This is a genomic window from Pseudoalteromonas sp. G5_S1_14_S5 (genome assembly GCF_054968605.1).
Window position 1 is genome coordinate 1 of record NZ_JBQKUM010000072.1, and the last position, 24,787, is coordinate 24,787.

Consider the following 24,787-nt stretch of genomic DNA (forward strand, 5'->3'; position numbering starts at 1 on the left):
TATTCAAAGTGCTATTTACAGGCGTTCTTGTCAATTAAATGCCGTCTCAAATATTGGAAATGAAGAAACCTCGCATCACTTTATGTAAAGGTAATGCGAGGCTTTCGTTTTGTACTGAGGCTTGTATGAGTAGACAGGTGAGTGTCTTTATGGACGCTCACCAGCTAATAAGCGCTTTTCGATATCAGCAATGACTTCAGGTAACTCGGCGATGGTGTCGATTAGGTAGTGTGGGTTTGATTTGTTTAGCTTAACGCTCGCTTTTTCTCGTGCTTCTGTAAGCGTTGCTTCATCTGCTTTCAAGTATTCTTGGTAGGTTAATCCTGCTTCGTTGCCTGATAACACAAGGCCTACCGTCCACATGCCTGCGTTGTGACCCTCATCAATACCTGGTGCGGCGTCATCCACTTTTACGCAGGCCGCAACGTTTGTTACGCCTAGGTCAATCACGTTTTTAAGCGCCATGAATGGTGCAGGGCGACCACCTTGAGGTAAATCATCGGTTGCAACCACGTTGTCTGGACGATAACCGTAATCTGCTGCTGCAGGAATTAGAACATCCATCACTGCACGTGGGTAACCGGAACAAGAGCCGATCTTTACGTTTTTCTCTTTTAGGTTATTCACCACTTCAATCGCGTTTAAAATTGGTGCTGCATGGTCGGCTACTTTGGCTTTTTGCAAAGGCATGAATGCCGCGTAGATTGCATCAACGTCTTCACTGGTCATCGAACGCCCAAATTGAGCATTCCAACGCGCATCAACTGCAGGGATTCGACCCACGGCTTGGATGTGATCCCATTTGCCGATGCCCATAGGTTCACGAGCTTCTGCTAAGTCAATGTCAAAGTCGAAACCTTGTTTGAATGCTTCAACGAAGATGCTGGTTGGAGCAAACGATCCAAAATCAACGATAGTACCGGCCCAGTCAAAGATAACCGCTTGGATAGGTGATGTTGTGCTCATAGTGGTGTCCTTTCTTGCCACTCCCATTTTAAAGTATGGGAGGGACGAATGATGTTTTAGGTTATTGATTTAATGTTGGTTTAAAGGTATTCAAAGTCTTTACAGACTTTTGCTATCGCATTTTCGAAGAGAGCCAGAGCGGCTTCTAGCTCGCTACGGCTGATAATCAATGGTGGGCTTAACTGAATCACATTACCTTGCGACACCTTAAAGCTCAGGCCATCGTTCAGACACTGATAAAGTACGGCTTCTGCTTCATCGAACGCTCGGGTTTTGGTGATATGGTCGGTGACCAAATCAACGCCCCAAAGCAGTCCGACGCCGCGAACGTCGCCAATGACTGGGTATTTCTCTTTCATTTTAAGTAGTTGCTCACGCATGAATGCACTGTCCGCTTGTACTTTTTCAAGCAAATTCTCTTGCTCAATCACTTCCATGGTTGCCAGTGCAGCTGCGCAGCCAATTGGGCTTTTCTCATGGGTGTAATGCCCAAGCGATACTTGTGCTGCCGTGTTGTATTTATCTTTGGTAACCATGGCGGCAATTGGCACTAAGCCACCGCCAAAACCTTTACCAATACATAGGATGTCAGGTTCGACATCAAACGCTTGGTGAGTAAACCACTCGCCGCTACGACCCATACCATTTGGAATATCATCAATGATTAGCATGACATTGTGCTTATCACAGATCTCCCGGATGCGCTTCCAGTAAGCTTTGCTTGGTACCTGAACATCGGTGTTACGCACAGCTTCTGCAATGAAGGCTCCAATACCCCCCTCTTTTTTAATCACGTACTCAAGGTAATCGGCGTAGTGAACATCACATGCAGTCTCACTTTCACCGCCTGAGTTTTGCCCGCGACGCGATAAAGAGTCATTAAGGGGGAAAGCACCACGATACGAGACTGCCGGTGGGATGCGCTCTACGCCAGCCATTAACGGGCCCATGCCTTCACGGAAACAAGCTTCGCCGCCGACAGAGATTGCATCCAGTGACGCGCCATGGAATGACTCCCACAATGAAACAACTTTGAAATTGTTGGTGACATGTCGAGCCAACTTGAGTGCCATGCCGATAACCGAAGTACCACCCGGTGCAAACAATACGCGGTTCAACTCACCACCGCAGATCTGTGTCAGCTTTTCAGCGCATTGCACGGCTGTTTCATTGGTAAAGCGACGTGGTGAAAACGGCAATGAGGCCGTTTGTTGAGTCACTTTATTGATGATGTGCGGGTGGCCATAACCTAGTTGATGGACATTATTGCCATGAAAGTCCATATACTTTTTGCCCGTCGCATCTTGAATGTAAATGCCTTCTGCGGCTTCAAGTGTGTCTAGGCAAGGCGTTGACATCGCTTGATGGAGAAACACGTCAGAGTCGCGTTTTAACATCGCTTGAGTTGCCTCATCGTTAAGCGATTCATTCCACTTTTCACGTGCGGGTGTGGTGTTCACATCGCCTTCACTTCGAAAGTGCGTCGCCTTTAGTGCTGGCTCTTGGTTAGTTGTTGTCATTACTTAATGTCCCAGTACATAGCATTCTTAACAGCATCAATGAGGGCTTCAATATCAGATGGGTAAACTTCACCAATGTTACCGATACGGAAGCAGTCTGCGTTTGAAACCTTGCCCGGATAAATCACAAACCCTTGCTCTTTCAAACGGTCATAGAATTCCTTAAATTGGTAATCGCTATGAGTTGGAGAATAGAAAGAGGTGATGATAGGTGAATGAAGGTCATCATTTAACAGAGGCTCAAAACCAAGAGAGCGCATGCCAGCCACTAACGTGGTTTGGTTGGTGTGGTAACGATTATGACGAGCTTCGATGCCACCTTCTTGCTCAAGCTCAACCAGTGCTTGGTAGAAAGCACGCACCGTGTGAGTCGGGGAGGTGAAGCGCCATTTACCGTGATTGATTTCCATGCAGTACCATTGGTCAAACAGGTCGAGGCTTAGTGAGCGAGCTTGGCCTTGACACTTTTCCAGTTCCGATTGCTTAGCAATGACAAAGCCGAAGCCTGGTACACCTTGGATGCACTTGTTAGCTGAGCTGATCATGTAATCGATACCTAAGTCAGCAATATCCATAGGGATGCCACCAAAGCTCGACATTGCATCAAGAATGACAGTCTTGTTGTGCAGTTTTGCCAATTTAGCAATGTCATCAATTGGATTCAGCATGCCAGTTGTGGTCTCACAATGCACAATCGCAACATGAGTGATGTCTGAATCCATGGCCAATGCCGTTTCCATTTCGTTCAAGTCCGGCTGTGATGTTTCACCAGGAGAAACGACATGGCATGGAATGTTTAAATATTCTGAGATTTGAGCAATACGAGCGCCGTACGCACCGTTATCCACCACAAGAAGTTTTCCATTTTTTGAGATAACGCTACCAATTGTTGCTTCAACTGAAGCGGTGCCGCTACCTTGCATTAATACGCTCGTGTATCCCGTTTGTTTTGTCGCTAAATTCACTAGCTTGCTACGAATCACTTCAACGATGTCTTTGTTGTATTCATCATCCCAAGTACACCAATCTTTAAGCATCGCTTGGCGAACAGTTTCAGTCGTCGATAGTGGGCCCGGTGTCAGTAATAGGTAATCGTTTCTCATGTTCAACGTCTCGCTATTTAATTTGGACTATATCAGTTTATGTGGTTACTTTAACAACCAATTTAAACGGTCGTAAATAGTCCAAATACCATTTTCACAAAAGCTTCATATTAAAATTAATCCCTTACCCTGAGAAATTCACCGATCTTTAAACTGCCATTGTTTGTTCATTTAACCGTCATAAAAGCCAGTTAGCTTAATAATTAAAATCTGGTTCATACCAATATGAATGTGTGTCAACAACATAAATGAATTTACGGATATAGCCATCTTTTGATGGGACTTCTAATTTCTAACTTTGGCATCGGGCCTGACTGGAGAAAATGATGAAAAACCGTTTTATGAAAGGATCACTTGCAGCATTAGTCACTCTATTAGCTGGTAACGCTTATGCGGCACAGGAAGTGACGGTTTACACCGCTTTTGAAACCGACATCTTAGCGAAATACAAAAATGCTTTTGAAAGTGAAAACCCAGACATCAGCATTAAGTGGGTTCGTGATTCAACCGGGATCATGACGGCAAAACTCTTGGCTGAGAAAAACAACCCTCGTGCAGAAGTTGTTTGGGGCCTTGCAGGTTCTTCAATGGCTCTACTGAAAGAAGAGGGCATTCTTAAGCCTTACATTCCTCAAGGTGTAGAAGCGCTACGTGCTAACCTTAATGATCCGCAATCTACTCAAGCTTGGTATGGCAATGATGCATTTTTCAATGCGGTTTGTTTCAATGAAGCGGTAGCAAAACAACTTAACCTACCAGCACCTAAATCTTGGGAAGATCTAACCAAGCCGATTTACAAAGGTCACATCGCGATGCCAAACCCAGCATCTTCTGGTACGGGGTACATGCAGGTTTCGGCTTGGCTACAAAACATGGGTGAAGACCAAGGTTGGAACTACATGCAGAAGCTAGACCAAAACATCGCTCACTACACGCACTCTGGTTCTAAGCCATGTGTTCAGGCGGGTATGGGAGAAGTCGCTATCGGTATCTCTATGGCGAGCCGCGGCGCTAAGCTGAAAACTCAAGGTGCACCGCTATCAGTGATTACACCTGAGGGTATCGGTTGGGAATCTGAAGCGGTTGGTCTCGTTAAGCCGTCTGATGCGGCGCAGCGCGTTGTTGACTGGTCTATCTCTAAAGCAGCAAATGAGCTCTATATCGGAATGTACCCGGTTGTTGGTCACCAAGATGTGACGGCAACAATTGATAACTTCCCTAACGTTGAAAAGAACATGGCAAAAATGGACTTTGCACGCATGGGCAGCGAACGTGCAGATGTATTGAAAACATGGTCTGAAAAGTTCGACGCTAAATCAGAGCCAAAATCTTAATCTATCGATCTGCTCAGTCAATTAACGATTTAGTTCGTTAGAAGTTAGCAATCAGTAAAGGAAGGCTTCGGTCTTCCTTTTTTAGTTTTACGCCTTTAGGTTTTAAGTTAGGTACAACAAATGACAAAGCACTACTCATATTGGTTCAAACAAGCACTAGAAAAGGAGTTTGGCAGCATCAACGCAGGGTTAGAATCAACCAAGCCACTTCAAAAAGACATTAACTGCGACATCGCGATTGTTGGCGGTGGTTACACAGGGTTATGGTCGGCGATTTTAATTAAACAACAGCAACCTCAAAAACATGTTGTAGTGATAGAAAAAGGCTTGTGTGGCAGTGGTGCTTCTGGCGCGAACGGTGGCTGTATGCTGACGTGGTCGACCAAGTATCCAACACTGAAAAAGCTCTACGGAAAAGAACAAGCAAAATGGCTAGTTAAAGAATCGGAAAAAGTCATTTACGAGATCGAAGCTTTCTGTAATGAGCACAATATAGACGCGCATTTGTATCGCAGCGGTACCTATTACACGGCAACCAATGAAGCACAAAAAGGTGGAATGCAGCCGGTTGTGAATGAGTTGGTCAAGCAAGGCATCAATAGTTGGAAGAAGTGTGATGAGTCTTTGCCTGATAAAGCGGGATCTGAGCGCCATATTGAGGGTTATTACTCAGAAGCCGCAGGTAGTGTGCAGCCAGCATTATTGGCGAGAGGTTTACGTCGAGTTGCCATTGAACTAGGTGTTGAGATTTACGAGAACACTGAGATGACTTCGCTTGATTATGGAGACCCCGCTCGAATCCAAACCAAGGGTGGATCGATATTTGCCGATAAAGTGATTTTGGCGCTCAACGCATGGATGCTCGAACACTTTAAAGAGTTTAAACGCAGTATTGTGGTTGTTTCGTCAGACATGGTCGTCACTAAGCCTATCCCTGAAAAGCTCCAGTAATTTGGTCCTGAGAAAGGAGCGGCTGTGGTGGATTCACGTATCTTTGTCCACTACTACCGAGACACCCAAGATGGGCGATTGATGCTGGGTAAAGGTGGCAATAAATTCTCGTTTGCCAATCAAGTTGAAAGTATGTTTAACCAAAAGACAAACTATCTGCCGATTCTGAATCAATCCTTCCAAAAACTCTTCCCCAAGCTTGATCAGAATGAATTTGATTACAACTGGTCGGGGGGGGCAGATCGTTCGGTCACAGGATTACCATTTTTCGGTAATATAACAGGCCAAAACAACATCTATTATGGGCTCGGTTATTCTGGCAATGGTGTTGCACAAACTCGTATGGGCGGAAAGATTTTATCGTCTATGGCACTTGGAACTGAAAACGCTTGGACCTGCTGCGGACTAACCAAAGGGCCGCTTGACCATTTCCCGTCAGAGCCATTTCGTTGGATAGGGGCTATGACGGTGCGCAATGCAGTACGCAGAAAAGAGAACGCAGAAGACTCAGGAAAAGCGCCATGGTGGCTAGATAAGCAATTGGCAAAGCTGGCTGGTGCAGCAGGCAAGGCCGATAAGGTGGAGTCATAGGTCAATCTTAATATCTAAACTAAGACTTGACTCAGCCCTCATGTCAGTTTTTATCGCTACAGAGGGCTTGTAATACTGTGTGGGCACACATCTTAAATGCTTATTATATCTGCAATATAACTGTCATTTAGCTTCTATAAATTTGCCACTCAACTGAAATATTCAAAGTTTAAATTTGGTATATACCATTTAAAGAGTGCTGTAGTATGAGCAACCAAACTTATTTGAATATTGAAAACGTTGTAAAGCAATTCGGTCAATTTACAGCGCTTAAAGACATCTCCTTATCTATTGAAAAAGGCGAGTTCGTCTGTTTCCTTGGCCCGTCTGGCTGTGGAAAAACTACCTTATTACGTGCTATTGCGGGTCTAGATTTACCAACTTCAGGCTCAATTGAGCAAAATGGCAGCGACACGACCTTTTTACCACCAGAAAAGCGTGACTTTGGCATCGTGTTCCAATCTTACGCTCTTTTCCCTAACCTGACGGTGGAAGAAAACATTGCGATCGGCTTGAAAAACCAAGGCATGTCGACCAAAGAAGCACTAGAAACGGTGGAATCTTGGCTAGAAACCATCGGCTTACCAACATCCGGTCAAAAGTATCCGAATCAATTGTCCGGTGGCCAACAGCAGCGTGTGGCGCTGGCTCGCGCATTAGCACTGTCCCCTGGGTTACTTCTGCTTGATGAGCCGTTGTCTGCACTCGATGCGAAAGTAAGAACACACCTGCGTGATGAGATTTGCCAATTACAGCGCAAATTGGGCATCACCACGATCATGGTGACTCACGATCAAGACGAAGCTTTGACTATGGCCGACCGCATCGTAGTAATGAACCATGGGGTTATTGAGCAGGTGGGAGCGCCGCAAGAGATCTACCAAAAACCAGCGAGTCGTTTTGTTGCGGAGTTTGTCGGTAGCATGAACTTTATTCAAGCCTCTGTGGCGGTCCAGGGCAAGATGCGTATTGCTGAGTCTATGTTGCCACTTCCTGGATTAGACAATCTGAATCTAAAGCAGGGGGATGTATTTGATATTGCAGTTCGCCCTGAGCAAATTCAGTTCGTTGATCGTTTTAATGAGTCACTGCCGGTAAGAATCCTTTCGAGCGAATTTCTGGGCGCGTTTTATCGCGTCGAATGTCAATTGCAGCATGACTCTACGGCAAAAGAGCTCCTCGTTGATGTGCCAGTCAAAGAGTTTAATCGATTGAAACTGCGTCGCAGTGATATTCGTTACGTAGCGTTTGATCAAGAAGGCTTACGAGCTTATCCATCGAAAAGTGTTCAAGTGATGAGAGACGAGGCAGCTTAAACAATCATGGAATCGACTCAAATGGTGCAATCTAAGCTGCTAATTCAACGACGAGTACAGCCTTTTCTGGCTCGATTAAGCACGGACAATGTGATTCTATTTGGGCTGTTGGCATTTTTGTCTGTAGTCATGACGCTGTTTATCCTGATGCCATTGTGGGCGATGCTGAAAAAAAGCGTTCAGAATACGAATGGCGAATTTGTAGGTTTACAGAACTTCGCTACGTATTTCGCTTCGCAAAGCCTTTGGCAATCCGTGGGTAACACATTTACGCTTGGCATACTGGTAACGGTTGTCGTTGGTGTTCTGGCGTTTGGTTATGCTTATGCCTTGACTCGCTCGTGTATGCCTTTTAAGGGGCTATTTCAGGTGTTGGGCTCTGCACCTATCCTTGCTCCCTCGCTGCTTCCAGCCATCAGTTTGATTTTTCTGTTTGGTAACCAAGGCATCGCTAAAGAAGTCTTAGGTGGCAACTCGGTATATGGCTTAATTGGGATCTCACTAGGTTTGATATTCTGGGCGTTTCCACACGCTCTAATGATTCTTACTACCTCATTAAGAATCTCGGATGCACGCTTGTATGAAGCGGCTCGCGCACTGAATACATCACCTTTCAAAACCTTCTTCATGGTGACCTTACCTGCAGCCAAGTATGGGCTGATCAGTACGCTTATCGTGGTCTTTACGCTGGTGGTTTGTGATTTTGGTGTGCCGAAGGTAATTGGTGGCAGCTACAACGTTCTATCGACGGATATTTTTAAGCAGGTAGTTGGTCAGCAAAACTTCTCGATGGGTGTGGTGACCAGTATTTTACTGCTATTGCCAGCATTGTTAGCCTTTACCGTTGATCGTTGGGTGCAAAAGAAGCAGAAGGGTTTGTTTGATACTCGCTCAGTCGCCTACCAGCCAGAGCCGAACGCCCTGCGTGACGGTGCATGTTTTCTGTACTGCGCAGTGATATCCGCGGCTGTGGTTATTGTTCTCGGTATGGCGGTATACGGCTCCATGGTCACTTTTTGGCCTTGGAACAAAGCCCTTACACTGAATAACTATAACTTTGCAGAAATGAGCACCTATGGTTGGACTCCATTCTTCAACTCATTAACGTTAGGTGCATGGACTGCGATAATCGGTACCATCCTGATTTTCTTAGGCGCGTACTGTATTGAGAAGGGTAGAGCGTTTGGTCCTGTTCGTCAGGCCATGCAGATGCTCAGCGTTGTACCTATGGCGGTTCCGGGGATGGTACTGGGTTTGGGCTACATCTTTTACTTCAATGACTTGAGTAATCCACTTAACGTCTTGTACGGCACTATGGCGTTCTTGGTGATAAACACTGTGGTTCACTACTACACGGTAGGTCACATGACGGCGTTAACTGCGTTAAAGCAGCTTCCTGCGGAAATTGAAGCAACGGCGGCCTCGGTAAATCTTCCTCAGTACAAATTGTTCTTTAAAGTAACGGTACCTGTTTGCCTGCCTGCGATTTTAGATATTGCGACATACCTGTTTATTAATGCACTTACCACTACATCTGCGGTAGTATTCTTATATTCTACCGATACGATACCTGCGTCAGTTTCAGTACTGAATATGGACGATGCAGGGCAAACCGGTGCAGCAGCAGCCATGGCGGTAATGATCATGATATCCGCGGCGAGCGCGAAGTTGACTCATATGCTGATCAACAAGTTATTTGAGAAGCGCACTCAAGCTTGGCGAAAGCGCTAGCGAACCATTTTAAATTGCAGTTGGCCAAGGAGTGGCTGACGACAAGAATAAGAATGAAAGGAAATTAAGTGCAGTACGTAAAAATCAAAGATGTCATCGTGGAGCAGATTGAGTCAGGGTTGTTAACACCACGACAAAAACTGCCTGCAGAACGTAAGCTTGCTGAGTCGTTTGATACGACGAGAGTGACGCTGCGTGAAGCATTATCTTCACTTGAAGCGGAAGGACGCATTTATCGAGAAGATCGACGTGGTTGGTTTATCTCACCAGCGCCACTTCGCTACGACCCAACTCAAACGCTAAATTTCACTAATATGGCGTTGTCGCAGAATCGACAGCCGAAAACTGAGCTGATCGCAGCCAAAGGGATGTTAGCCACTAAGGAGGCGACTAAGCTCCTTGAACTGCCTCCTTTCTCAGACGTTTATCGCGTAGATAGAGTTCGTTATCTTGAAGATAGGCCAGTTGTGTATGTGACAAACTATATCCGACCAGAGTTTTTTCCTAACTTGCTTGAACATGATTTATCGAAATCACTGACGGACATTTACCGTGAGCATTTTGGTGTGGTGTATCAGAAGATCCGTTATCGAGTTAGCACAACGTCGCTATTGGGCGAAACAGCACAAGCTCTCCGTGCGACTTCAGGTTCTCCGGCTATGGTGGTAGAGCGTATTAACTACAACCAAAACGGCGACTTGATTGATTGTGACATTGAGTATTGGCGCCACGATGCAATCAGCATTGAATCGATAGCTCAACTCGAGCGCTAATAACTCCCACGTAGTGCTAGTTGTGTAACGAGCTCCCTCTAATTCTGTAGGGGCGTCCGGTTTCAATGATTTAAGGTCTCTCATCCAGAGACCTTTTTATTACTTCAATTAAGCTGTTGCTTTTATTTATCTATTTACCAATTTTATTAGGAAAGAAATGGAATTCTCTGCCATTGTTATCGTCATTATCTCCGCTTTACTACATGCGGGCTGGAATGTTCTCGGTAAATCTAACCAAGGAACTGGTTCATCGTTTTTCTTGGCGTCTGGGTTTGCGGCTGCAGCGATATTGACGCCTTATCTTATCTGGTATGTCGATAATGTTGGATTTTCAAATATCTCACTTCCATTTTGGCAATTGGTATTGCTCAGTGGGATATGCCAAATCATTTATCTAATTGGATTGGGTGCTGCTTATAAACAAGCGGATATTGGTGTTATTTATCCAATGGCTCGAGCATTGCCTGTGTTGATGGTTGGTTTGGGTACCGTATTGATTGGCTATGATCTTTCGGTTAATCAATGGGTTGGTTTTGCACTGATCACATTAGGCTGCTTGTTTGTTCCATTGAAACAGTTCTCAGGGCTGAGGTTGAAAGCTTACCTGAACCTTGGCGTGCTTTGGGCGCTTGTCGCCGCTATCGGTACCACAGGCTATTCCATTATTGATAAAGAAGCGCTGCTGTTATTGGAGCCTTTGAGCACTAAGGTTATTACCAACAAACACACGGCGATTTTCTATTTAGGCATCCAGTTTTGGGCGATAGTGATTCCATTGAGTATTTGGTTTTTGGTAACTAACCAAAGTGTCGAATTTACGAGTGCTTGGATACTACGCAAGAAGGCCACGGTGGCCGGCATTATGATGGCATCGACTTATGGATTGGTGCTGTTTGCAATGACCATGACAGAGAACGTCAGCTTGGTGGTTGCACTTCGGCAGGTAAGCATTATCTTCGGTGTCGTGATGGGGATCTACTTTTTGAAGGAAAAGTGGCACATGACTCGTGGTATAGGCGTTGTTTTGATTCTTATTGGTCTGGTTACTTCACTGATTTAATGCGACTTTTATATCTCATATCATCCTAAAATGTGACTTGTTGGTCACATTTTCCTTATTGATAGCAAACGTTTTACTAATGTTAAAGATGTGATCCTCCTCATAGACAAGGTTGCAAGGTTACCGGTAACATCCACCTCAACGTTACCGGTAACATATAACAACAAGCCGGACTCTGTGAAACTCATAAGGATACTCAAATGAAAGCTCTGACTAGAACGCTGATTGCTGCTTCTCTCACTGGCCTATTTGCTACTTCAGCAATGGCTGCAGACTTTAAACTTAAGATTCAATCTTCAGATCCTTCTGGCGATTTGAACTTCAAAGTTCAGCAGAAGTGGGCTGAGCGTGTAGAAACGATGTCTAACGGACGCATCGACATCGACCTTCTGCCAGTTGGTGCTGTGGTTAAGCACACTGAAACACTAGGCGCTATTAAGATGGGTATCCTAGATGGTCATATCACAGCAACGGGTTACTTCTCAGGTAAAGATCCTGCTTTTGGCCTAATCGGTAACATGGTTGGTGCTTGGTCAGATACAACTCAGCTGCTTCAGTACATGAACTACGGTGGTGGTAACGAGCTAATGACTGAGCTTTACAAGCCTTACGGCGTTCAATTCGTAGGTGCATCAACAACAGGTGTTGAGTCTTTCATCTCTAAAAAGCCTATCGACGGTGTTGATGATCTCAAAGGTCTTAAACTGCGTGCGCCAGAAGGCCTAGTTCAGCAAGTCTTTGCCGCTGCAGGTGCGACCCCTGTAAACCTGCCGGGCTCTGAAGTATTTACTGGCCTAAGCAAGGGCGTAATTGATGCTGCTGACTACACAGTATTTTCGACAAACCAAAAAGCGGGCATGAACGATATCGCGACTCACCCAGTTCAACCTGGTTTCCACTCACTACCGCTTATCGATATCTCTGTTTCTCAGAAAAAATGGGACAAGATGCCAGAGGATCTTCAAACCATCCTGCAAACATCAGTTCGTGACTTCTCTTACGACATGACGACTCAGCTGAAAATGGCTGACCAAGCGGCAGTTAAAGAAGCACAAGCGAACCCAGAAATCACTATCCATGACTGGTCTCAAGAAGAGCGTAAAAAGTTCCGTGAAATTGCAAAAGGTCAATGGAAAGTATTTGCAGAGCGTTCTGAGAACGCACAGAAAGTTTATGATTCAGTAACTGTGTTCCTAGAAGACAACGGCTTACTGTAATTCAAACTTAGCTTATTGATGGGGGAGAGCATTGCTCTCCCGTTTTCTCCCAGGAAATTTGGCCCATGAAAGACAAAAACCCTCACGCACCAGCTGAAAACGATGAACAGCCTAGAAATATGCTTGATCGTCTTATCATAAAATTCAGTAATTTAGTTAGCTGGTTGTTCATCTTCACTGTATTGATTTCATTTTACGAAGTTGTGATGCGCTATGCATTTGATGCCCCAACCACATGGGTACATGAAACGGCTTCATTTATTGGTGGTTCCCTATTCATTATCGGTGGCATTTACGCTTTCGCGGCTGATAAACATGTACGTGTTGTTCTTATCTACGATTCGGTTTCTAAACAAACACGTAAGTATCTTAATCTTGTTCACCACATTGTTGGTTTAGCTTTTGCTGGCATGCTTGCTTACGCAGCTTACTTTACAGCGCAAGAAGCGTGGTTTGCACCTTGGGGTGAATTTCGCCTTGAAACATCAGGTTCGGTATTAAACGCTCCTTATCCAGCTTTGCTGAAAGGTCTAATTTTTGTCGTTTTATGTGTTCTTGTTGTCCAGTTTGTATTGCACCTAATCCAAGAGTTGATGGCTCTAAGGAAGAATGACAATGTTTGATTTATCTTCGATTGGTATCGCATGGGGCAGTTTGCTCATGCTAGTTATGATGATCGGTTTGCTATTAACGGGTATGCAGCTGGCTTTCGTAACAGGCTTTGTTGCCATTTTCTTCACGCTATGTTGGTTTGGCCCTGATGCATTACCTTTGATTGCGAGCCGAACTTACAGCTTTGCTTCTGGTTATGTATTCCTCGCAGTACCAATGTTTGTATTGATGGCAGCTCTCTTGGACCGTTCTGGTATCGCACGTGACTTGTTCGATGCAATGAAATCTGTTGGTCGTAAGGTTCGTGGTGGCGTTGCAGTACAAACCTTATTGGTAGCCGTTTTACTTGCTTCGATGTCTGGTGTAATCGGTGGTGAAACCGTACTGCTAGGCATTCTTGCTCTACCTCAAATGCTTCGCTTAGGTTACGACCGCAAACTTGCTATTGGTACCACCTGTGCAGGTGGTGCGCTTGGAACCATGCTGCCACCAAGTATCGTGTTGATCATCTACGGTATGACAGCCAGCGTTTCAATTGGTGACTTGTTTAAAGCATCGTTTTTACCAGCGTTTATCCTCGCAGGTTGTTACATCGGTTATGTACTAATTCGTTGTAAGTTAAACCCCTCTCTTGCTCCTATCCCTAGTGATGAAGAGTCAGAAGAAGATATCGCGAATCAGCCTAGTTACTTCAAAGCGCTGTTCTTCCCACTGCTTTCTGCTGCAACGGTTCTAGGTAGTATTTACACAGGTATCGCTTCGGTAACGGAAGCATCAGCATTGGGGGGGGGTTGGTATTATGATCAGCGCGTTAATTCGTGGTGAGCTGAACTTCAACATGCTGAAAGAGAGTGCTATCGCAACCATGCGTACCTGCGGCATGATCATGTGGATTGGTATCGGCGCGAGTGCGCTGGTTGGTATCTACAACTTGATGGGCGGTATTGATTTTTTTGAAGAGACCATCCTTGCGCTAAGTGGCGGCAACGCAATGGTTACGCTGTTAATCATGATGGCAATCTTGCTAGTGCTTGGTATGTTCCTTGACTGGGTTGGTGTAGCACTTCTTACCATGCCAATCTTCGTTCCAATCATTACAGGCCTTGGTTTCGACCCTGTGTGGTTTGGTGTTGTGTTCTGTCTAAATATGCAGGTGTCTTTCTTGTCACCACCGTTTGGTCCAGCGGCATTCTACTTAAAATCGGTAGCGCCAAAAGACATTAGCTTGGGCGAGATATTCTCTTCACTACTGCCGTTCATTGGACTTCAAATATTCGTGTTGGCCATGGTTATTATCTTCCCTCAGCTTGCGCTTTGGTGGCAATAACGTGAAAGGTTCCTGACCAAATATAGGGTTAAGGAACCGAGCCTCAGCAAAACCAGTTTAAATAATAGATTCGATTGTCAGCCCCCATTTGGGTTGGGGCTTAGGGAAGGCTTGCCTTATGAAAAGCAAAAAAATACTCGTGATGGGCGTATCTGGATGCGGAAAAAGCCTGATTGGTCGCCGTATTGCAGAAGCATTAATGTTTCAGTTTTTCGATGGAGATGACTTCCATCCACAAAGTAACGTAGAAAAAATGCGTCAAGGTATCCCACTGACAGATGAAGATCGTCAAGGATGGCTAGAAACCCTGAACAAACAATTTATTGAGCAACCAAGTGCTGTCATCGCTTGTTCGGCATTGAAACCCCAGTACCGCGATATTTTGCGCAGCAATAATGAAGAATTGGTCATCGTATATCTGCAAGGTAGTTTCGATACCATTTGGAATCGTCACAAAGCACGTGAAAACCATTACTTTAACGGTCAAGAAATGTTGAAGAGCCAATTCGCAACCTTGGTTGAGCCAGAGCTTGATGAAGCATTGTTTGTCGATATCTCACAAGATGTTGAACAGGTCGTCGAAAGTGCACTGAAGAAAATTAAACAAATAGGCTAACCCATGACTCAGATAAAAAATGATATTGCGATGATTGGCTTAGGTGTCATGGGCAAGAGCCTAGCGCTTAACCTGCTTGATAATGGATTTAATGTTGCAGGCTTCGACCTTAATTCTGACAACATTGAACGCGCGAATTCTGAAGCTAAATTGCTCAACGAATCCTTTAAAGGAAAAGGAGAGTTCACCAAAGGCACTAGCCTCGAACATGTATTGCAAGGATTAGCTAAACCAAGAGTTATTGCATTGTCGGTTCCTGCAGGAAAGCCGGTTGATATCGTCGTAAATAACCTGTTGGATGCGGGTTTGGAGAGTGACGATATTGTTATCGATACGGGTAACAGCCTGTGGACGGATACCGAGACTCGCGAGTTGAACTACAAGGGTAAGCTTCGCTTTTTCAGTACTGCTGTTTCTGGTGGTGAAGAAGGAGCTCGTGTCGGTCCTGCATTGATGGCAAGTGGTGATCAGTCGGCTTGGCAATATGTAAAACCAATGTGGGAAGCGATTGCTGCAAAAGTAGATGCGAACGGTTTGCCCGTTGCTCAATTTGAAGCAGGCGAAGCATGTGCTGCTTATGTCGGTCCTTCAGGTACAGGCCACTACGTTAAGATGGTTCACAACGGCATTGAATACGCCGATATGCAGCTTATTTGTGAGGTGTACCATTTCATGCGTGATGTTCTTAAAATGTCGGCTCAAGAGATTGGTCAAGTTTTCGAACAGTGGAACAATGGCGTACTTAACAGCTACCTGATGGAGATCAGTGCTGACATCCTTCAACAAGAAGATGTAGTCACTGGTAAGCCATTTGTGGAGGTTGTACTTGATAAAGCAGGCCAGAAAGGCACAGGGCTTTGGACCGCAGTCAACAGCCTTCAAGAAGGTTGCCCAACACCAACGATTGCACAGGCGGTTTATGCACGTGCGATGAGCGGTCAAAAATCACAGCGTATCCAAGGCAGCCAGCTGTTAAAAGGCAACATTGCTGATGCAAGTCAGTTGGATAAAGCAGAGGTCATCTCGGTTCTACATGACGCACTTTACTGCGCTAAGCTGTCTGTTTATGCGCAAGGCTTTGGCCTGTTGAAGACGGCATCTGACAAAGAAGGTTGGAATCTGGATTTCACTCAGATCGCTAAGATTTGGCGAGCAGGTTGTATAATCCGTGCTGCTTTCTTACAGAGTATCACTGCGGCGTATCAACAAAATGAAGAGTTAGCGAATCTGTTGTTTGATGCGGCTTTCATCAAACAGGTTGAAGAGCGTGAACTAGCTTGGCGTATTGCGGTTGCTAACTCTGCTCTATATGGAGTGCCGATGCCAGGAATTAGCTCTGCATTGAGCTACTTTGACTCTTTACGCTGTGAAGTGTTACCAGCGAATTTACTGCAAGCGCAACGGGACTACTTTGGTTCTCACACATACTCTAGAGTGGATAGAGATGAAGCGGAAAAGTTTCATTTGACTTGGAGTCAGCCTCCAAGAACGGAAGTAAAGGCCAACGCTTAAATCATATGTAACGCCCTCGCTATGAGGGCGTTTGTATTTGTGATGCTATATCAATCTTTTAATCGATTAGGCTTCAAATTCCACGTCAGTTGGATACACTGTTACCAGTAACATAACTCAAAAAATAATAATTACTAATTATGTCGAACAAGAAAAAACGTCCTACATTACAAGATGTTGCCAATCTAGTTGGCGTCACCAAGATGACGGTTAGTCGCTGCCTGCGAGACTCATCTCAAGTATCAGAAGCGCTGCGAGATAAGATCAATGCCGCTGTTGAGGAGCTGGGCTACATCCCAAACCGTGCCCCTGATATTCTTTCCAATGCAAAGAGTAATGCTATCGGTGTGTTGGTCCCTTCATTAACTAACCAAGTTTTTGCGGAAGTTATCCGTGGTATTGAGCAAGTCACCGCTCCAGCAGGCTATCAAACAATGATTGCCCACTATGGTTATAGCGCAGAGTTGGAAGAGCAGAGTATTGCTTCACTGCTCTCATACAATGTGGATGCCATTATCCTTTCCGAGAATGTGCACACGGAGAGAGCACGTAAAATGCTTCGAACCGCTTCGATTCCTGTTATTGAAATTATGGATTCGGTATCGCCTCGGATTGAGCAAGCGGTTGGCTTTGATAACTTTGAAGCCGCTAGGGCGATGACAAAGACAATGCTAGAAAGAGGGTGTACCAATATTGCTTATTTGGCGGCTCGTATGGATGAACGTACTCGCTTGAAAATGGCGGGTTATGAACATGCTATGCAAGAGGCTGGTAAAGACCCTGTCACATTGCAAACTGAGGATGCATCTTCTTTTACTTTAGGTGCAAAGCTCATAGGAGACTTGATAGAGAAGCACCCGCAGGTCAATGGCATTTTCTGTACCAACGATGATTTGGCAATTGGTGCTTTCTATGAATGTATGCGACGTGGTATTCAAGTGCCTGAGCAGATGGCGATTGCAGGTTTCCACGGACACGACATTACAGTAGCGATGACACCTCGTTTAGCCACTGTGGTCACACCTAGGGAGCAAATTGGTAAAGTCGCCGCAGAACAAGTTGTAGCGCGTTTAAAAGGCAATAAAGAGTGGGTTGTTAAGCTTGATCTAGGTTACGAGATTGAATTAGGCGAAAGCATCTAATCATAACGCTCTATTTCAGTCTTCATTAGAAATTAAAAACGCCATTAATGATGAATTTATCGTTAAGGGCGTTTTTTATTTGGTCTTGAGGCGGGCTATTTTGGTGATGGCCTAATCCGCTAGTGCTTGAGCATCTTGCTGTTTGATAACTTTATGCCCATCCTCACTGACGCCACGTTTCCAGTAGCTACTAATGTAGATGTTTTCTTTTGCGACTTCTTTTTCGTTTCTGAAGTACTGTCTGAGTTCGCGCATGCTTTCAAATTCACACGCTGTCCATACTGAAACCTGACCGTCCAACCACGTTAAGCTGCGGACTGTTTGTGACAACGTTTCTGACGTTTGATCTTCAATTAACCAAGTGACTTTAATGCCTTCAGGGGCTTCAAGTTCTTGCTTGTCTGCTGCTGAATTGATCTGAATAACAGCGTGACCTTTTGCGTTTTCTGGAAGTGTTTTTACTTTTGCTGAAAGCGCAGGGAGTGAAGTCATATCTGCCACTAAGAAGAACCAATCCGACTCAATATTTAACCCCTGGATTAACCCCGGACCTGCCACTGAAATAGTATCGCCAACTTGCGTGCTCATTGCCCATCTTGCAGCAAAGCCACATTGTAGATCTTTAGTGATATGTCGAACGAAATCGACCTCGATGAACTTCTCTACAGGGTTGTAGTGGCGAATCGTGTAGGTGCGCATGATTGGACGCTCACCTTCATCTAATTGACTCAAGTCAGTGGTGCCTAGTGGCGAGAATAGAAGCTTGATGTAGCCACCTACACATTCAGCTGGGAACTTACTTAATCCCTCACCGCTAAACGTAATACGCTGCATGTTTGGAGTAATGATTGAGGTTTGAGTAACGGTTAATATGATAGTGCTAGGCTTGCTCATATAAGGCTCTCTTAGATTTTGATGCCCACATAATAATCTCGAACCAGAAAACACTCAATACTAATAATTATCATTTACTGTAATTTACACAAGGACAATTTAGTTAAGAGTGGTTTGCTTATATCGCTAACTTTTATCAACAAAAAAGCCCTTTAGTAAACTAAAGGGCTTGATAAATAGCTTGCTGAATAACAGCGTGATTAGCTGTTTGCTTCTTCTAGTTGAGTGGTTTCATCAGCGGCTTTTGCTGCTTCTAGCATCTTACGAATAATGAAAGATGCAGCCATCGCAATACCTACCATTACTACCGCAAGAACAGTCAGCATTTGGAAGTAGTCGCCGTAAACCGTTTGAACGATCTCTTGGCCTTTCTCTAGAGCAATTGACGTTGAAAATACTGCGCCAACGATACCTGATAGTGCGATTGCTACAGAGAATAAACTAACAGAGAAGTTTTCGATGTGCTTAGGTGCCACAGATAGGATGAATGCCACTACCATAGAACCCACAATCACTTCACCGAATGCTAGGAAGAAGTGGATGGCTAGGAATATTTCAGGGCGAATCAGAACGTCTTCACCAACGGTAGTCACTGCCATGGTCAGGATACCAAAAGCGATAGCCGTCAGGATGAAAGAGAAACCTACTTTCGTTGCTGTAGAGAAGTTGATGTTTTTCTTTTCTAGGCCAGAGAAGATACCGGCGATGATAGGACCTGCGACCATACATCATAGTGGGTTCATTGCCATTGACGCTTCTGGAGCAACAGGGATGAAGCCGAATAGGTCACCACGCATGGTGTTGATCGCTACCATTGTCATCGATGTCATCATTTGGCCGTAGTACACGAAGAAGCATGTAGTCAGGAATGTGATGATTAAGATCGTGCCCATTTTTAACATGTGTGATTTCTTCGATTTAACCATCAAAGAGACAAAGTAGATAATGGCCGCAGCGCCGATCGCGTAAACGATGTTTTGGCCGATATCCATGTTAGAGAACATGAAAAATACCAAGCCGATCATTGCTGCTGATAGGCCAAGGAAAGCAGCCCAGTTTTTAGTGCTTACTGGTTGCTGGTCGATCTCAGCACTTGCTTCAACAAGGCCTTTACGGACAAATAACATCATCAGTAGTGCTGCGCCTGCTAGAACAGCAGACAGAAGGAAGCCGCCGTGGAAGCCAACAATAAGCACTAGCATAGGGAATAAGTACTGACCTAAAAGCGCACCAATGTTGTTTACTGAGTAGTTGATAGGGTAGCAGTTTTCAAAATCTTCTTGTGTTTTGAACGTGCGTTTGTAGAGACTTGGGTAAGAAGGAGACATCAAACCACGTGCATAACTTGCTAGCGTAATACCACATAACGCCACAGGAACATTGGTTGCTGCTGCGCCTAGTACCAGTAAAACATAACCACTCGCGAACCCAAGGAGGGCAATGGTCAAAGAGCGGTAAGCACCTAAGAATTTGTCGGCGATGAAACCACCTGCGATAGCAAACAGTGGCCCGATTGCAGAGAAAGCACCAACTACCATCATGGTGTCAGCTTCGTTGTAGTTAAGGTCCTCAGAAGAAACGAGTCAAGATCACCATGACGCCATAGAACGAAAGTCCAAACATCATTTGGCAGAACATCATTGATTTTTTTAATCTATTCCGCATTATTTTATTCTCACATTGGTGGTGATATGTAGTGTAATTGCCCAATTATACTACCATTCGTAGTAATACATAAACTGAAGCATCCATCCCAAACGGGACTTTGCTCGATATATCTTTTCTTATGAGTGCATTCATATTTATCATGAATGAAATTTGCAATATTAGTTTTTGCCAGAGGATGCATTCCTGTATGAAATTTAATGATATTTATTTATGGCTAAGTAGTGAACTATTAAAGGGAAATTAAGAGGAAGTCATTCGGTAATTTTTTTAAGTGAGTATCACTTGAAATTGGCAGCTGGGCTTTAGCCAATAAAAAAAGCCAGCTTGACGGCTGGCTTTGTTTTGATATTGAAAGCTAAGTTTACAATAATGCAGTCTGAATGAAGGCTATTTTTCAACAATTTGCTTGAGCGCGTTTCAACTGTTGATGCATTTCATTCTAAGGTGTCTCATTTATTCACACGGCGGTGCCATATGAATGACCGCCAAGCCACCTAAAGACGTTTCACGGTACTTCTTGTTCATGTCTTTACCCGTTTGGTACATGGTCTCGATAACTTTGTCTAACGAGATAAGACATTTACTCGTGCGTTTTAGTGCCATACGTGATGCGTTGATCGCCTTCATTGCGCCCATCGCATTACGCTCAATACATGGTACTTGAACCAGGCCGCCAATTGGGTCACAGGTCATACCCAGTGAGTGCTCCATCGCGATCTCAGCAGCAATACAAATTTGCTCGTTACTACCACCACGAAGGGCCGTTAAACCAGCAGCTGCCATTGAAGAAGATACACCGACTTCGCCTTGGCAACCTACTTCAGCACCCGAAATAGACGCATTGGTTTTATATAGAATACCGATAGCGCCAGATACCGCTAAGAAGTCTTTGATCTGCTTGGTATCAAGCTCTTTGATAAAGCGATGGTAGTACATTAAAACAGCAGGGATAACGCCAGCCGCACCGTTGGTTGGCGATGTTACTACTTGGCCACCTGCCGCGTTCTCTTCACTCACGGCAAAGGCAAATAGGTTAATCCAATCCATGATCTCCATAGGATCGTTTTCGATGGAGGCATTCGCTTCTAGTTTTTTCAAAAGAGCGGGTGCTCGACGCGTTACTTCAAGGCCACCATCAAGGATACCTTCAGTGTCAAAGCCACGCTGCATGCACAGTGACATCACCTTCCAAATCTGGTCTGCTTTTTGGTCAATGGCTTCCATATTTTGAAAGGATACTTCGTTGCGCAGGATTAAGCCGCCAAGGCTCATTCCGTTTTTATCAGCCAGCTCAAGGAGTTGGTCAGCTGATGAGAAAGGAAACTCAACTAGGGTTTCAGACTCTTGTTTGCCGTTTTGCAGCTCGTCTGCCGTTGCGATGAAACCGCCACCAATGGAGTAGTAGGTCTCCATATCCAAAAGTTTACCGCTAGCATCAAACGCAGAGATTGTCATACCGTTTTCATGGAGCGGCAGATTGGTTTTGTGGAACAGTAAGTCGCTTTCAACATCGAAGTGAATCTCATGGTGACCGCTCACCATAAGAGACTTGTCTTCAATCGCTTTACGCATTGCTAGGTTAGCACTAGTTATTTTGATGGTATCTGGGCGGTTGCCAAGCAGACCTAACAGGGTTGCGCGGTCAGTGTGGTGGCCGATACCTGTTAATGAGAGTGAGCCGTATAAATCGATTTGAATACGGGTAACTTGGTTAAGTACAGATTCAATCTTTTGGGTAAAATTAAACCCTGCGATCATTGGTCCATTTGTGTGGGAGCTGGAAGGCCCAACCCCGATTTTATAAATATCAAAAATAGACAGCATAGTAACTTCCTGTGAAGACGGTTCGATGGACGAACTCTGTGTAAAATTTGTATTTGTTCGTTTCACTTATTTGTGTGAAAGCGTTCTCTGTTTAAAACTATCGTTAACCAACGAAGTCGTGAGAAACCCAAGAGCGTGATATTTTGCTTTGAAGCTGCACTTTGATTCTCGAGTTACTTTTATATCGCTCTGCAATAGTGAGTATTATTGCGAGTAACTTATAAGAATTTCAAAATACTTTTGTTAACAAGAATTGTATACATAATTCACTCCATCTACCCCCTAAAACGAGACTTGAACATAAAATGAGCATCGATAACCTCATTATTGTGCTGGGTAAACGGCTCAATGAGAATGAATTAACTGAGGAAGGAATCAGTCGAGTTGATGCTTTGGTGAAGTACCTAGCGGAGTCTTTGAATCTAGACTCACACTCGTCTACAGCGGTCGCTTTTTGTGGTGGGGTAACCAAAGGGCAGAGTGTTTCGGAAGCCGATGCTATGCACCGATATTTTCGTGAGCTTGAAAGCCTTCGTGAAGCCCCGTTTACCTTGGGGGCAATTTTACTGGAGCAGCTTTCAACGAATACTGTAGAAAACATCCAAAACTTAGCTGCTGAGATGATCAAAAGTAGGCTGTTTACGCGCGGGCAAAGTGTAAAGGTAATGTTTGTGTCGAACGACTATCACTTGCAACGCATCTTCGAAATTCAACAACTGATGGACGAGCAAGGGCTACTAAAAGTTCTCATCGAGAAATGCTCAGCGCTTGGTGTTGAGCTGCAGATAGACCGAAAGTTGGATGCTCATGTTGCAGCTCCATATCCACACCAAACGGCTCAAGGTAAGCTGTTTTTATTGATGGACGCGCTTACAACGTACCGAGTGTATCTCGAAGGAGTATGTGTAGGGGCGTTTAAGCGAGATTTGAAGGTGGTGAGGGCGGAGCCCGAAAGGCTTTCTTTGGAGGCCTTAGAGAAAGCAAAAGGCTCAGTAGGAAGTTTACCTCAGTTTAGTATTGTGGAAAGTCTGCTGCCTGTATTGGAAGGCTGTATTCGAGGCACTCTAGTATGTACGGATATAAAAAACGTCAGGCAGTACCTAGCGTTACTAGATACCAACCTAACTTTTCTGAATCGATTATTAGACCCTGAATCGGATCATACGCATCGCTGGTGGCGATAAATCGTTATCTTTTTCTGGTGATGCCAAGAACTGTTTTTAGGCTAGCAAACGCAATTAAGCAGTAGGCGAGTAGTTCTGTGCCTTCTTCTGCGATGTTTTTAACGGCGCGAACGTAATCATCGCCCATTACATTGTGCCAAAAGCTACCCATACCGAATAGGCGGGAGAATACTAGCAGTAGCATTACGCCTGTCACTAACAGGTTCATGTGCGGAGAAGCCAAAATAAGGGCAAGTTGATCGATAGTACGCTTGCCGTTTTTTACTGCATAAACAACAGCGCTGCCAGTAACTAGCGCAGCAGGAATAACCCAGGCGCCGTGTGCGATCTTATCAAACCAAAAATCCATTTCACGGATGAACATTACAGCGAAAAAGGCGCTAATGAGAACCGCTGCGTGTTTCACTTCACTTCTCTTTCTCGCTAGGTAAGTAAAAGAACCTGAACTTACGATAAGTAGCAGCTGCTGCAACATTTCTGTCACTGATATCTCACCAACATTTCCGTTTAACAAAACAAAATCAATTCTGAGCGCTAAATTAGCAATAATACCAATAGCAAGAGCGACTAGAGCGGTTTGACAACGCTTATAGATCACTTGATAGGTCGATTGAGAAAGGGGGAACTCAGGGAGTTCAAAAGACATGTGAGTTTGCTCTTTCGTTTTAGAATGGTTTTTCATTTCAATTCAATCTGTAAATATTGGTAACAGGCTGAAATTCTATCCGCTTGGAATTTGACAATGTCAGAGAAGTGTTAGTAATAAAACAGCGTGCAATTAATGTGTGCATACGGTAAACCGCTGCCAATTGGCAGCCAGTTTACGTAATTGATTGAATTAAAATGGGGGAGGGATTAGTCGGTATCAGAGTGGAGCGTTATTTACTTCTAGCTTCTGGCTCTTGCTCATGATTATTTCTATAATAATCCCATTGCTCAATACGTTCACCGTCTTCAAAAACACAATAAGTGGTGCGTTGATTGTTTTCAGTAACCGTGTCTAATTCGCCATCCTGTTGAACACAATAAACGGCCGCTGGATTGGCGATTGAAACACGTTGGCCTTCGCTATACTCAGCATAGTCGTTTGCACAACCACCTAATACAATGGCATATACAGCCATCAAACCAATTTTCTTCATGTTTATCTCCCAAGTGATAACTCTATAGTTGAATACGTTACGTTCTACAGAACCCAATTAGAAGCTCTATCAAATGAGTATATTTTAGATTTCAGAAAAGGTTGTTCTAATTTGGTCAAGATATTAAATAGGTTGATATTTCGCCATGTTTAGCTGCTTTTTGAGGGCTGGATCAAGCTAAGCTAGTCGGGTTATAGAAGGGTATCATTGTTGAGTTAAGGCTTTTAAGAAGCAATGTGATGTTTTCTTACTTTGTCGGTTATGAGGTACAAAGTTAGAAGGTGTGTTGATGTGAACGGCTATG

The 24,787-nt window shown here is 44.5% G+C and carries 22 protein-coding genes and 1 pseudogene; 14 read left to right on the forward strand and 9 right to left on the reverse strand.

The annotated features are described in order from the left end of the window. Nucleotides 1-147 precede the first annotated feature (147 nt). The 3 genes from phnX to phnW all read right to left on the reverse strand — a co-directional run bounded on the left by phnX (nt 148) and on the right by phnW (nt 3,589). The gene (phnX, locus tag ACTRWI_RS17955; protein ID WP_499133161.1) at nt 148-966 is read right to left on the reverse strand and encodes a phosphonoacetaldehyde hydrolase; all 819 of its coding nucleotides are present in this window, start codon (nt 964-966) and stop codon (nt 148-150) included. Between the two features lie 80 nt (nt 967-1,046). Then, nucleotides 1,047-2,486: an aspartate aminotransferase family protein gene (locus ACTRWI_RS17960; RefSeq protein WP_499133162.1), complete on the reverse strand. Its 1,440-nt coding sequence runs from the start codon at nt 2,484-2,486 to the stop codon at nt 1,047-1,049. Continuing rightward, nucleotides 2,486-3,589: a 2-aminoethylphosphonate--pyruvate transaminase gene (phnW, locus tag ACTRWI_RS17965; RefSeq protein WP_499133163.1), complete on the reverse strand. Its 1,104-nt coding sequence runs from the start codon at nt 3,587-3,589 to the stop codon at nt 2,486-2,488. Before phnW ends, ACTRWI_RS17960 begins: the two co-directional genes overlap by 1 nt. Before the next feature lie 326 nt (nt 3,590-3,915). On the opposite strand from phnW, the gene ACTRWI_RS17970 reads away from it, so the two are divergent. The 13 genes and pseudogenes from ACTRWI_RS17970 (at nt 3,916) to gntR (ending at nt 17,771) form a co-directional block, all read left to right on the forward strand. Beyond that, nucleotides 3,916-4,923, forward strand: coding sequence for a putative 2-aminoethylphosphonate ABC transporter substrate-binding protein (locus tag ACTRWI_RS17970; RefSeq protein ID WP_499133164.1), 1,008 nt, complete (start codon nt 3,916-3,918; stop codon nt 4,921-4,923). 120 nt (nt 4,924-5,043) lie between these two features. Beyond that, nucleotides 5,044-6,465: pseudogene (locus ACTRWI_RS17975) on the forward strand (FAD-dependent oxidoreductase). A gap of 206 nt (nt 6,466-6,671) precedes the next feature. Continuing rightward, the gene (locus ACTRWI_RS17980; protein WP_499133165.1) at nt 6,672-7,781 is read left to right on the forward strand and encodes a putative 2-aminoethylphosphonate ABC transporter ATP-binding protein; all 1,110 of its coding nucleotides are present in this window, start codon (nt 6,672-6,674) and stop codon (nt 7,779-7,781) included. A gap of 21 nt (nt 7,782-7,802) precedes the next feature. Further along, nucleotides 7,803-9,512 (forward strand): putative 2-aminoethylphosphonate ABC transporter permease subunit, encoded by a 1,710-nt coding sequence (locus ACTRWI_RS17985; RefSeq protein WP_499133166.1) that lies wholly within the window; start codon nt 7,803-7,805, stop codon nt 9,510-9,512. 68 nt (nt 9,513-9,580) lie between these two features. Next, nucleotides 9,581-10,285, forward strand: coding sequence for a phosphonate utilization transcriptional regulator PhnR (phnR, locus tag ACTRWI_RS17990; protein ID WP_499133167.1), 705 nt, complete (start codon nt 9,581-9,583; stop codon nt 10,283-10,285). 157 nt (nt 10,286-10,442) lie between these two features. Further along, a complete protein-coding gene (locus tag ACTRWI_RS17995; RefSeq protein WP_499133168.1) occupies nt 10,443-11,345 on the forward strand; it encodes an EamA family transporter in 903 nt (300 codons plus the stop codon). 200 nt (nt 11,346-11,545) lie between these two features. Then, entirely contained in the window at nt 11,546-12,562 is a 1,017-nt protein-coding gene (locus ACTRWI_RS18000) for a TRAP transporter substrate-binding protein (RefSeq protein WP_499133169.1), read from the forward strand. Nucleotides 12,563-12,627: 65 nt separating this feature from the next. Continuing rightward, the gene (locus ACTRWI_RS18005) at nt 12,628-13,185 is read left to right on the forward strand and encodes a TRAP transporter small permease subunit (protein ID WP_499133170.1); all 558 of its coding nucleotides are present in this window, start codon (nt 12,628-12,630) and stop codon (nt 13,183-13,185) included. Next, on the forward strand, nt 13,178-13,999 hold the full coding sequence (locus tag ACTRWI_RS18010) for a TRAP transporter large permease subunit (RefSeq protein ID WP_499133171.1): 822 nt from the start codon (nt 13,178-13,180) through the stop codon (nt 13,997-13,999). Before ACTRWI_RS18005 ends, ACTRWI_RS18010 begins: the two co-directional genes overlap by 8 nt. After that, nucleotides 13,974-14,501, forward strand: coding sequence for a TRAP transporter large permease subunit (locus tag ACTRWI_RS18015; RefSeq protein WP_499133172.1), 528 nt, complete (start codon nt 13,974-13,976; stop codon nt 14,499-14,501). Before ACTRWI_RS18010 ends, ACTRWI_RS18015 begins: the two co-directional genes overlap by 26 nt. 118 nt (nt 14,502-14,619) lie before the next feature. Further along, nucleotides 14,620-15,117, forward strand: a complete 498-nt coding sequence (locus ACTRWI_RS18020) for a gluconokinase (RefSeq protein WP_499133173.1) — start codon at nt 14,620-14,622, stop codon at nt 15,115-15,117. A 3-nt stretch (nt 15,118-15,120) separates the two neighbouring features. Continuing rightward, nucleotides 15,121-16,629, forward strand: coding sequence for an NADP-dependent phosphogluconate dehydrogenase (gnd, locus tag ACTRWI_RS18025; RefSeq protein ID WP_499133174.1), 1,509 nt, complete (start codon nt 15,121-15,123; stop codon nt 16,627-16,629). 140 nt (nt 16,630-16,769) lie between these two features. Next, entirely contained in the window at nt 16,770-17,771 is a 1,002-nt protein-coding gene (gene gntR, locus ACTRWI_RS18030; protein ID WP_499133175.1) for a gluconate operon transcriptional repressor GntR, read from the forward strand. A gap of 111 nt (nt 17,772-17,882) precedes the next feature. Here the strand turns inward: gntR and ACTRWI_RS18035 are convergent, their stop codons facing one another. The 4 genes from ACTRWI_RS18035 to ACTRWI_RS18050 all read right to left on the reverse strand — a co-directional run bounded on the left by ACTRWI_RS18035 (nt 17,883) and on the right by ACTRWI_RS18050 (nt 22,157). Beyond that, nucleotides 17,883-18,665 carry a siderophore-interacting protein gene (locus ACTRWI_RS18035; RefSeq protein WP_499133176.1) on the reverse strand — a complete coding sequence of 261 codons (783 nt, stop codon included), beginning with the start codon at nt 18,663-18,665 and terminating at the stop codon, nt 17,883-17,885. 200 nt (nt 18,666-18,865) lie between these two features. Beyond that, a complete protein-coding gene (locus tag ACTRWI_RS18040; RefSeq protein ID WP_499133177.1) occupies nt 18,866-19,390 on the reverse strand; it encodes an MFS transporter in 525 nt (174 codons plus the stop codon). Between the two features lie 3 nt (nt 19,391-19,393). Next, the gene (locus ACTRWI_RS18045; protein ID WP_499133178.1) at nt 19,394-20,206 is read right to left on the reverse strand and encodes an MFS transporter; all 813 of its coding nucleotides are present in this window, start codon (nt 20,204-20,206) and stop codon (nt 19,394-19,396) included. A gap of 580 nt (nt 20,207-20,786) precedes the next feature. Next, nucleotides 20,787-22,157 carry an L-serine ammonia-lyase gene (locus tag ACTRWI_RS18050; RefSeq protein ID WP_499133179.1) on the reverse strand — a complete coding sequence of 457 codons (1,371 nt, stop codon included), beginning with the start codon at nt 22,155-22,157 and terminating at the stop codon, nt 20,787-20,789. 305 nt (nt 22,158-22,462) lie between these two features. On the opposite strand from ACTRWI_RS18050, the gene ACTRWI_RS18055 reads away from it, so the two are divergent. Continuing rightward, nucleotides 22,463-23,341, forward strand: coding sequence for a YdcF family protein (locus ACTRWI_RS18055; protein WP_499133180.1), 879 nt, complete (start codon nt 22,463-22,465; stop codon nt 23,339-23,341). Between the two features lie 4 nt (nt 23,342-23,345). On the opposite strand, the gene ACTRWI_RS18060 is transcribed toward ACTRWI_RS18055, so the two are convergent. Beyond that, nucleotides 23,346-23,987 carry a hypothetical protein gene (locus tag ACTRWI_RS18060; RefSeq protein ID WP_499133181.1) on the reverse strand — a complete coding sequence of 214 codons (642 nt, stop codon included), beginning with the start codon at nt 23,985-23,987 and terminating at the stop codon, nt 23,346-23,348. A 232-nt stretch (nt 23,988-24,219) separates the two neighbouring features. Then, nucleotides 24,220-24,483 carry a putative hemolysin gene (locus ACTRWI_RS18065; RefSeq protein ID WP_499133182.1) on the reverse strand — a complete coding sequence of 88 codons (264 nt, stop codon included), beginning with the start codon at nt 24,481-24,483 and terminating at the stop codon, nt 24,220-24,222. Nucleotides 24,484-24,787: the final 304 nt, after the last annotated feature.

Excerpts from the sequence above, each read along its gene's own strand:
- ACTRWI_RS18035 (WP_499133176.1), bottom strand. The coding sequence starts at position 18,665 with ATGAGCAAGCCTAGCACTATCATATTAACCGTTACTCAAACCTCAATC.
- phnX (WP_499133161.1), bottom strand. The coding sequence starts at position 966 with ATGAGCACAACATCACCTATCCAAGCGGTTATCTTTGACTGGGCCGGT.
- ACTRWI_RS17980 (WP_499133165.1), top strand. The coding sequence starts at position 6,672 with ATGAGCAACCAAACTTATTTGAATATTGAAAACGTTGTAAAGCAATTC.
- ACTRWI_RS18060 (WP_499133181.1), bottom strand. The coding sequence starts at position 23,987 with ATGTCTTTTGAACTCCCTGAGTTCCCCCTTTCTCAATCGACCTATCAA.
- gntR (WP_499133175.1), top strand. The coding sequence starts at position 16,770 with ATGTCGAACAAGAAAAAACGTCCTACATTACAAGATGTTGCCAATCTA.
- ACTRWI_RS17985 (WP_499133166.1), top strand. The coding sequence starts at position 7,803 with ATGGTGCAATCTAAGCTGCTAATTCAACGACGAGTACAGCCTTTTCTG.
- ACTRWI_RS18020 (WP_499133173.1), top strand. The coding sequence starts at position 14,620 with ATGAAAAGCAAAAAAATACTCGTGATGGGCGTATCTGGATGCGGAAAA.
- gnd (WP_499133174.1), top strand. The coding sequence starts at position 15,121 with ATGACTCAGATAAAAAATGATATTGCGATGATTGGCTTAGGTGTCATG.
- ACTRWI_RS17970 (WP_499133164.1), top strand. The coding sequence starts at position 3,916 with ATGAAAAACCGTTTTATGAAAGGATCACTTGCAGCATTAGTCACTCTA.
- ACTRWI_RS18045 (WP_499133178.1), bottom strand. The coding sequence starts at position 20,206 with ATGATGGTAGTTGGTGCTTTCTCTGCAATCGGGCCACTGTTTGCTATC.
- ACTRWI_RS18000 (WP_499133169.1), top strand. The coding sequence starts at position 11,546 with ATGAAAGCTCTGACTAGAACGCTGATTGCTGCTTCTCTCACTGGCCTA.
- ACTRWI_RS18050 (WP_499133179.1), bottom strand. The coding sequence starts at position 22,157 with ATGCTGTCTATTTTTGATATTTATAAAATCGGGGTTGGGCCTTCCAGC.
- ACTRWI_RS18055 (WP_499133180.1), top strand. The coding sequence starts at position 22,463 with ATGAGCATCGATAACCTCATTATTGTGCTGGGTAAACGGCTCAATGAG.
- ACTRWI_RS18010 (WP_499133171.1), top strand. The coding sequence starts at position 13,178 with ATGTTTGATTTATCTTCGATTGGTATCGCATGGGGCAGTTTGCTCATG.
- ACTRWI_RS17960 (WP_499133162.1), bottom strand. The coding sequence starts at position 2,486 with ATGACAACAACTAACCAAGAGCCAGCACTAAAGGCGACGCACTTTCGA.
- ACTRWI_RS18005 (WP_499133170.1), top strand. The coding sequence starts at position 12,628 with ATGAAAGACAAAAACCCTCACGCACCAGCTGAAAACGATGAACAGCCT.
- ACTRWI_RS18040 (WP_499133177.1), bottom strand. The coding sequence starts at position 19,390 with ATGGTCGCAGGTCCTATCATCGCCGGTATCTTCTCTGGCCTAGAAAAG.
- ACTRWI_RS17995 (WP_499133168.1), top strand. The coding sequence starts at position 10,443 with ATGGAATTCTCTGCCATTGTTATCGTCATTATCTCCGCTTTACTACAT.
- ACTRWI_RS18065 (WP_499133182.1), bottom strand. The coding sequence starts at position 24,483 with ATGAAGAAAATTGGTTTGATGGCTGTATATGCCATTGTATTAGGTGGT.
- ACTRWI_RS18015 (WP_499133172.1), top strand. The coding sequence starts at position 13,974 with ATGATCAGCGCGTTAATTCGTGGTGAGCTGAACTTCAACATGCTGAAA.
- phnW (WP_499133163.1), bottom strand. The coding sequence starts at position 3,589 with ATGAGAAACGATTACCTATTACTGACACCGGGCCCACTATCGACGACT.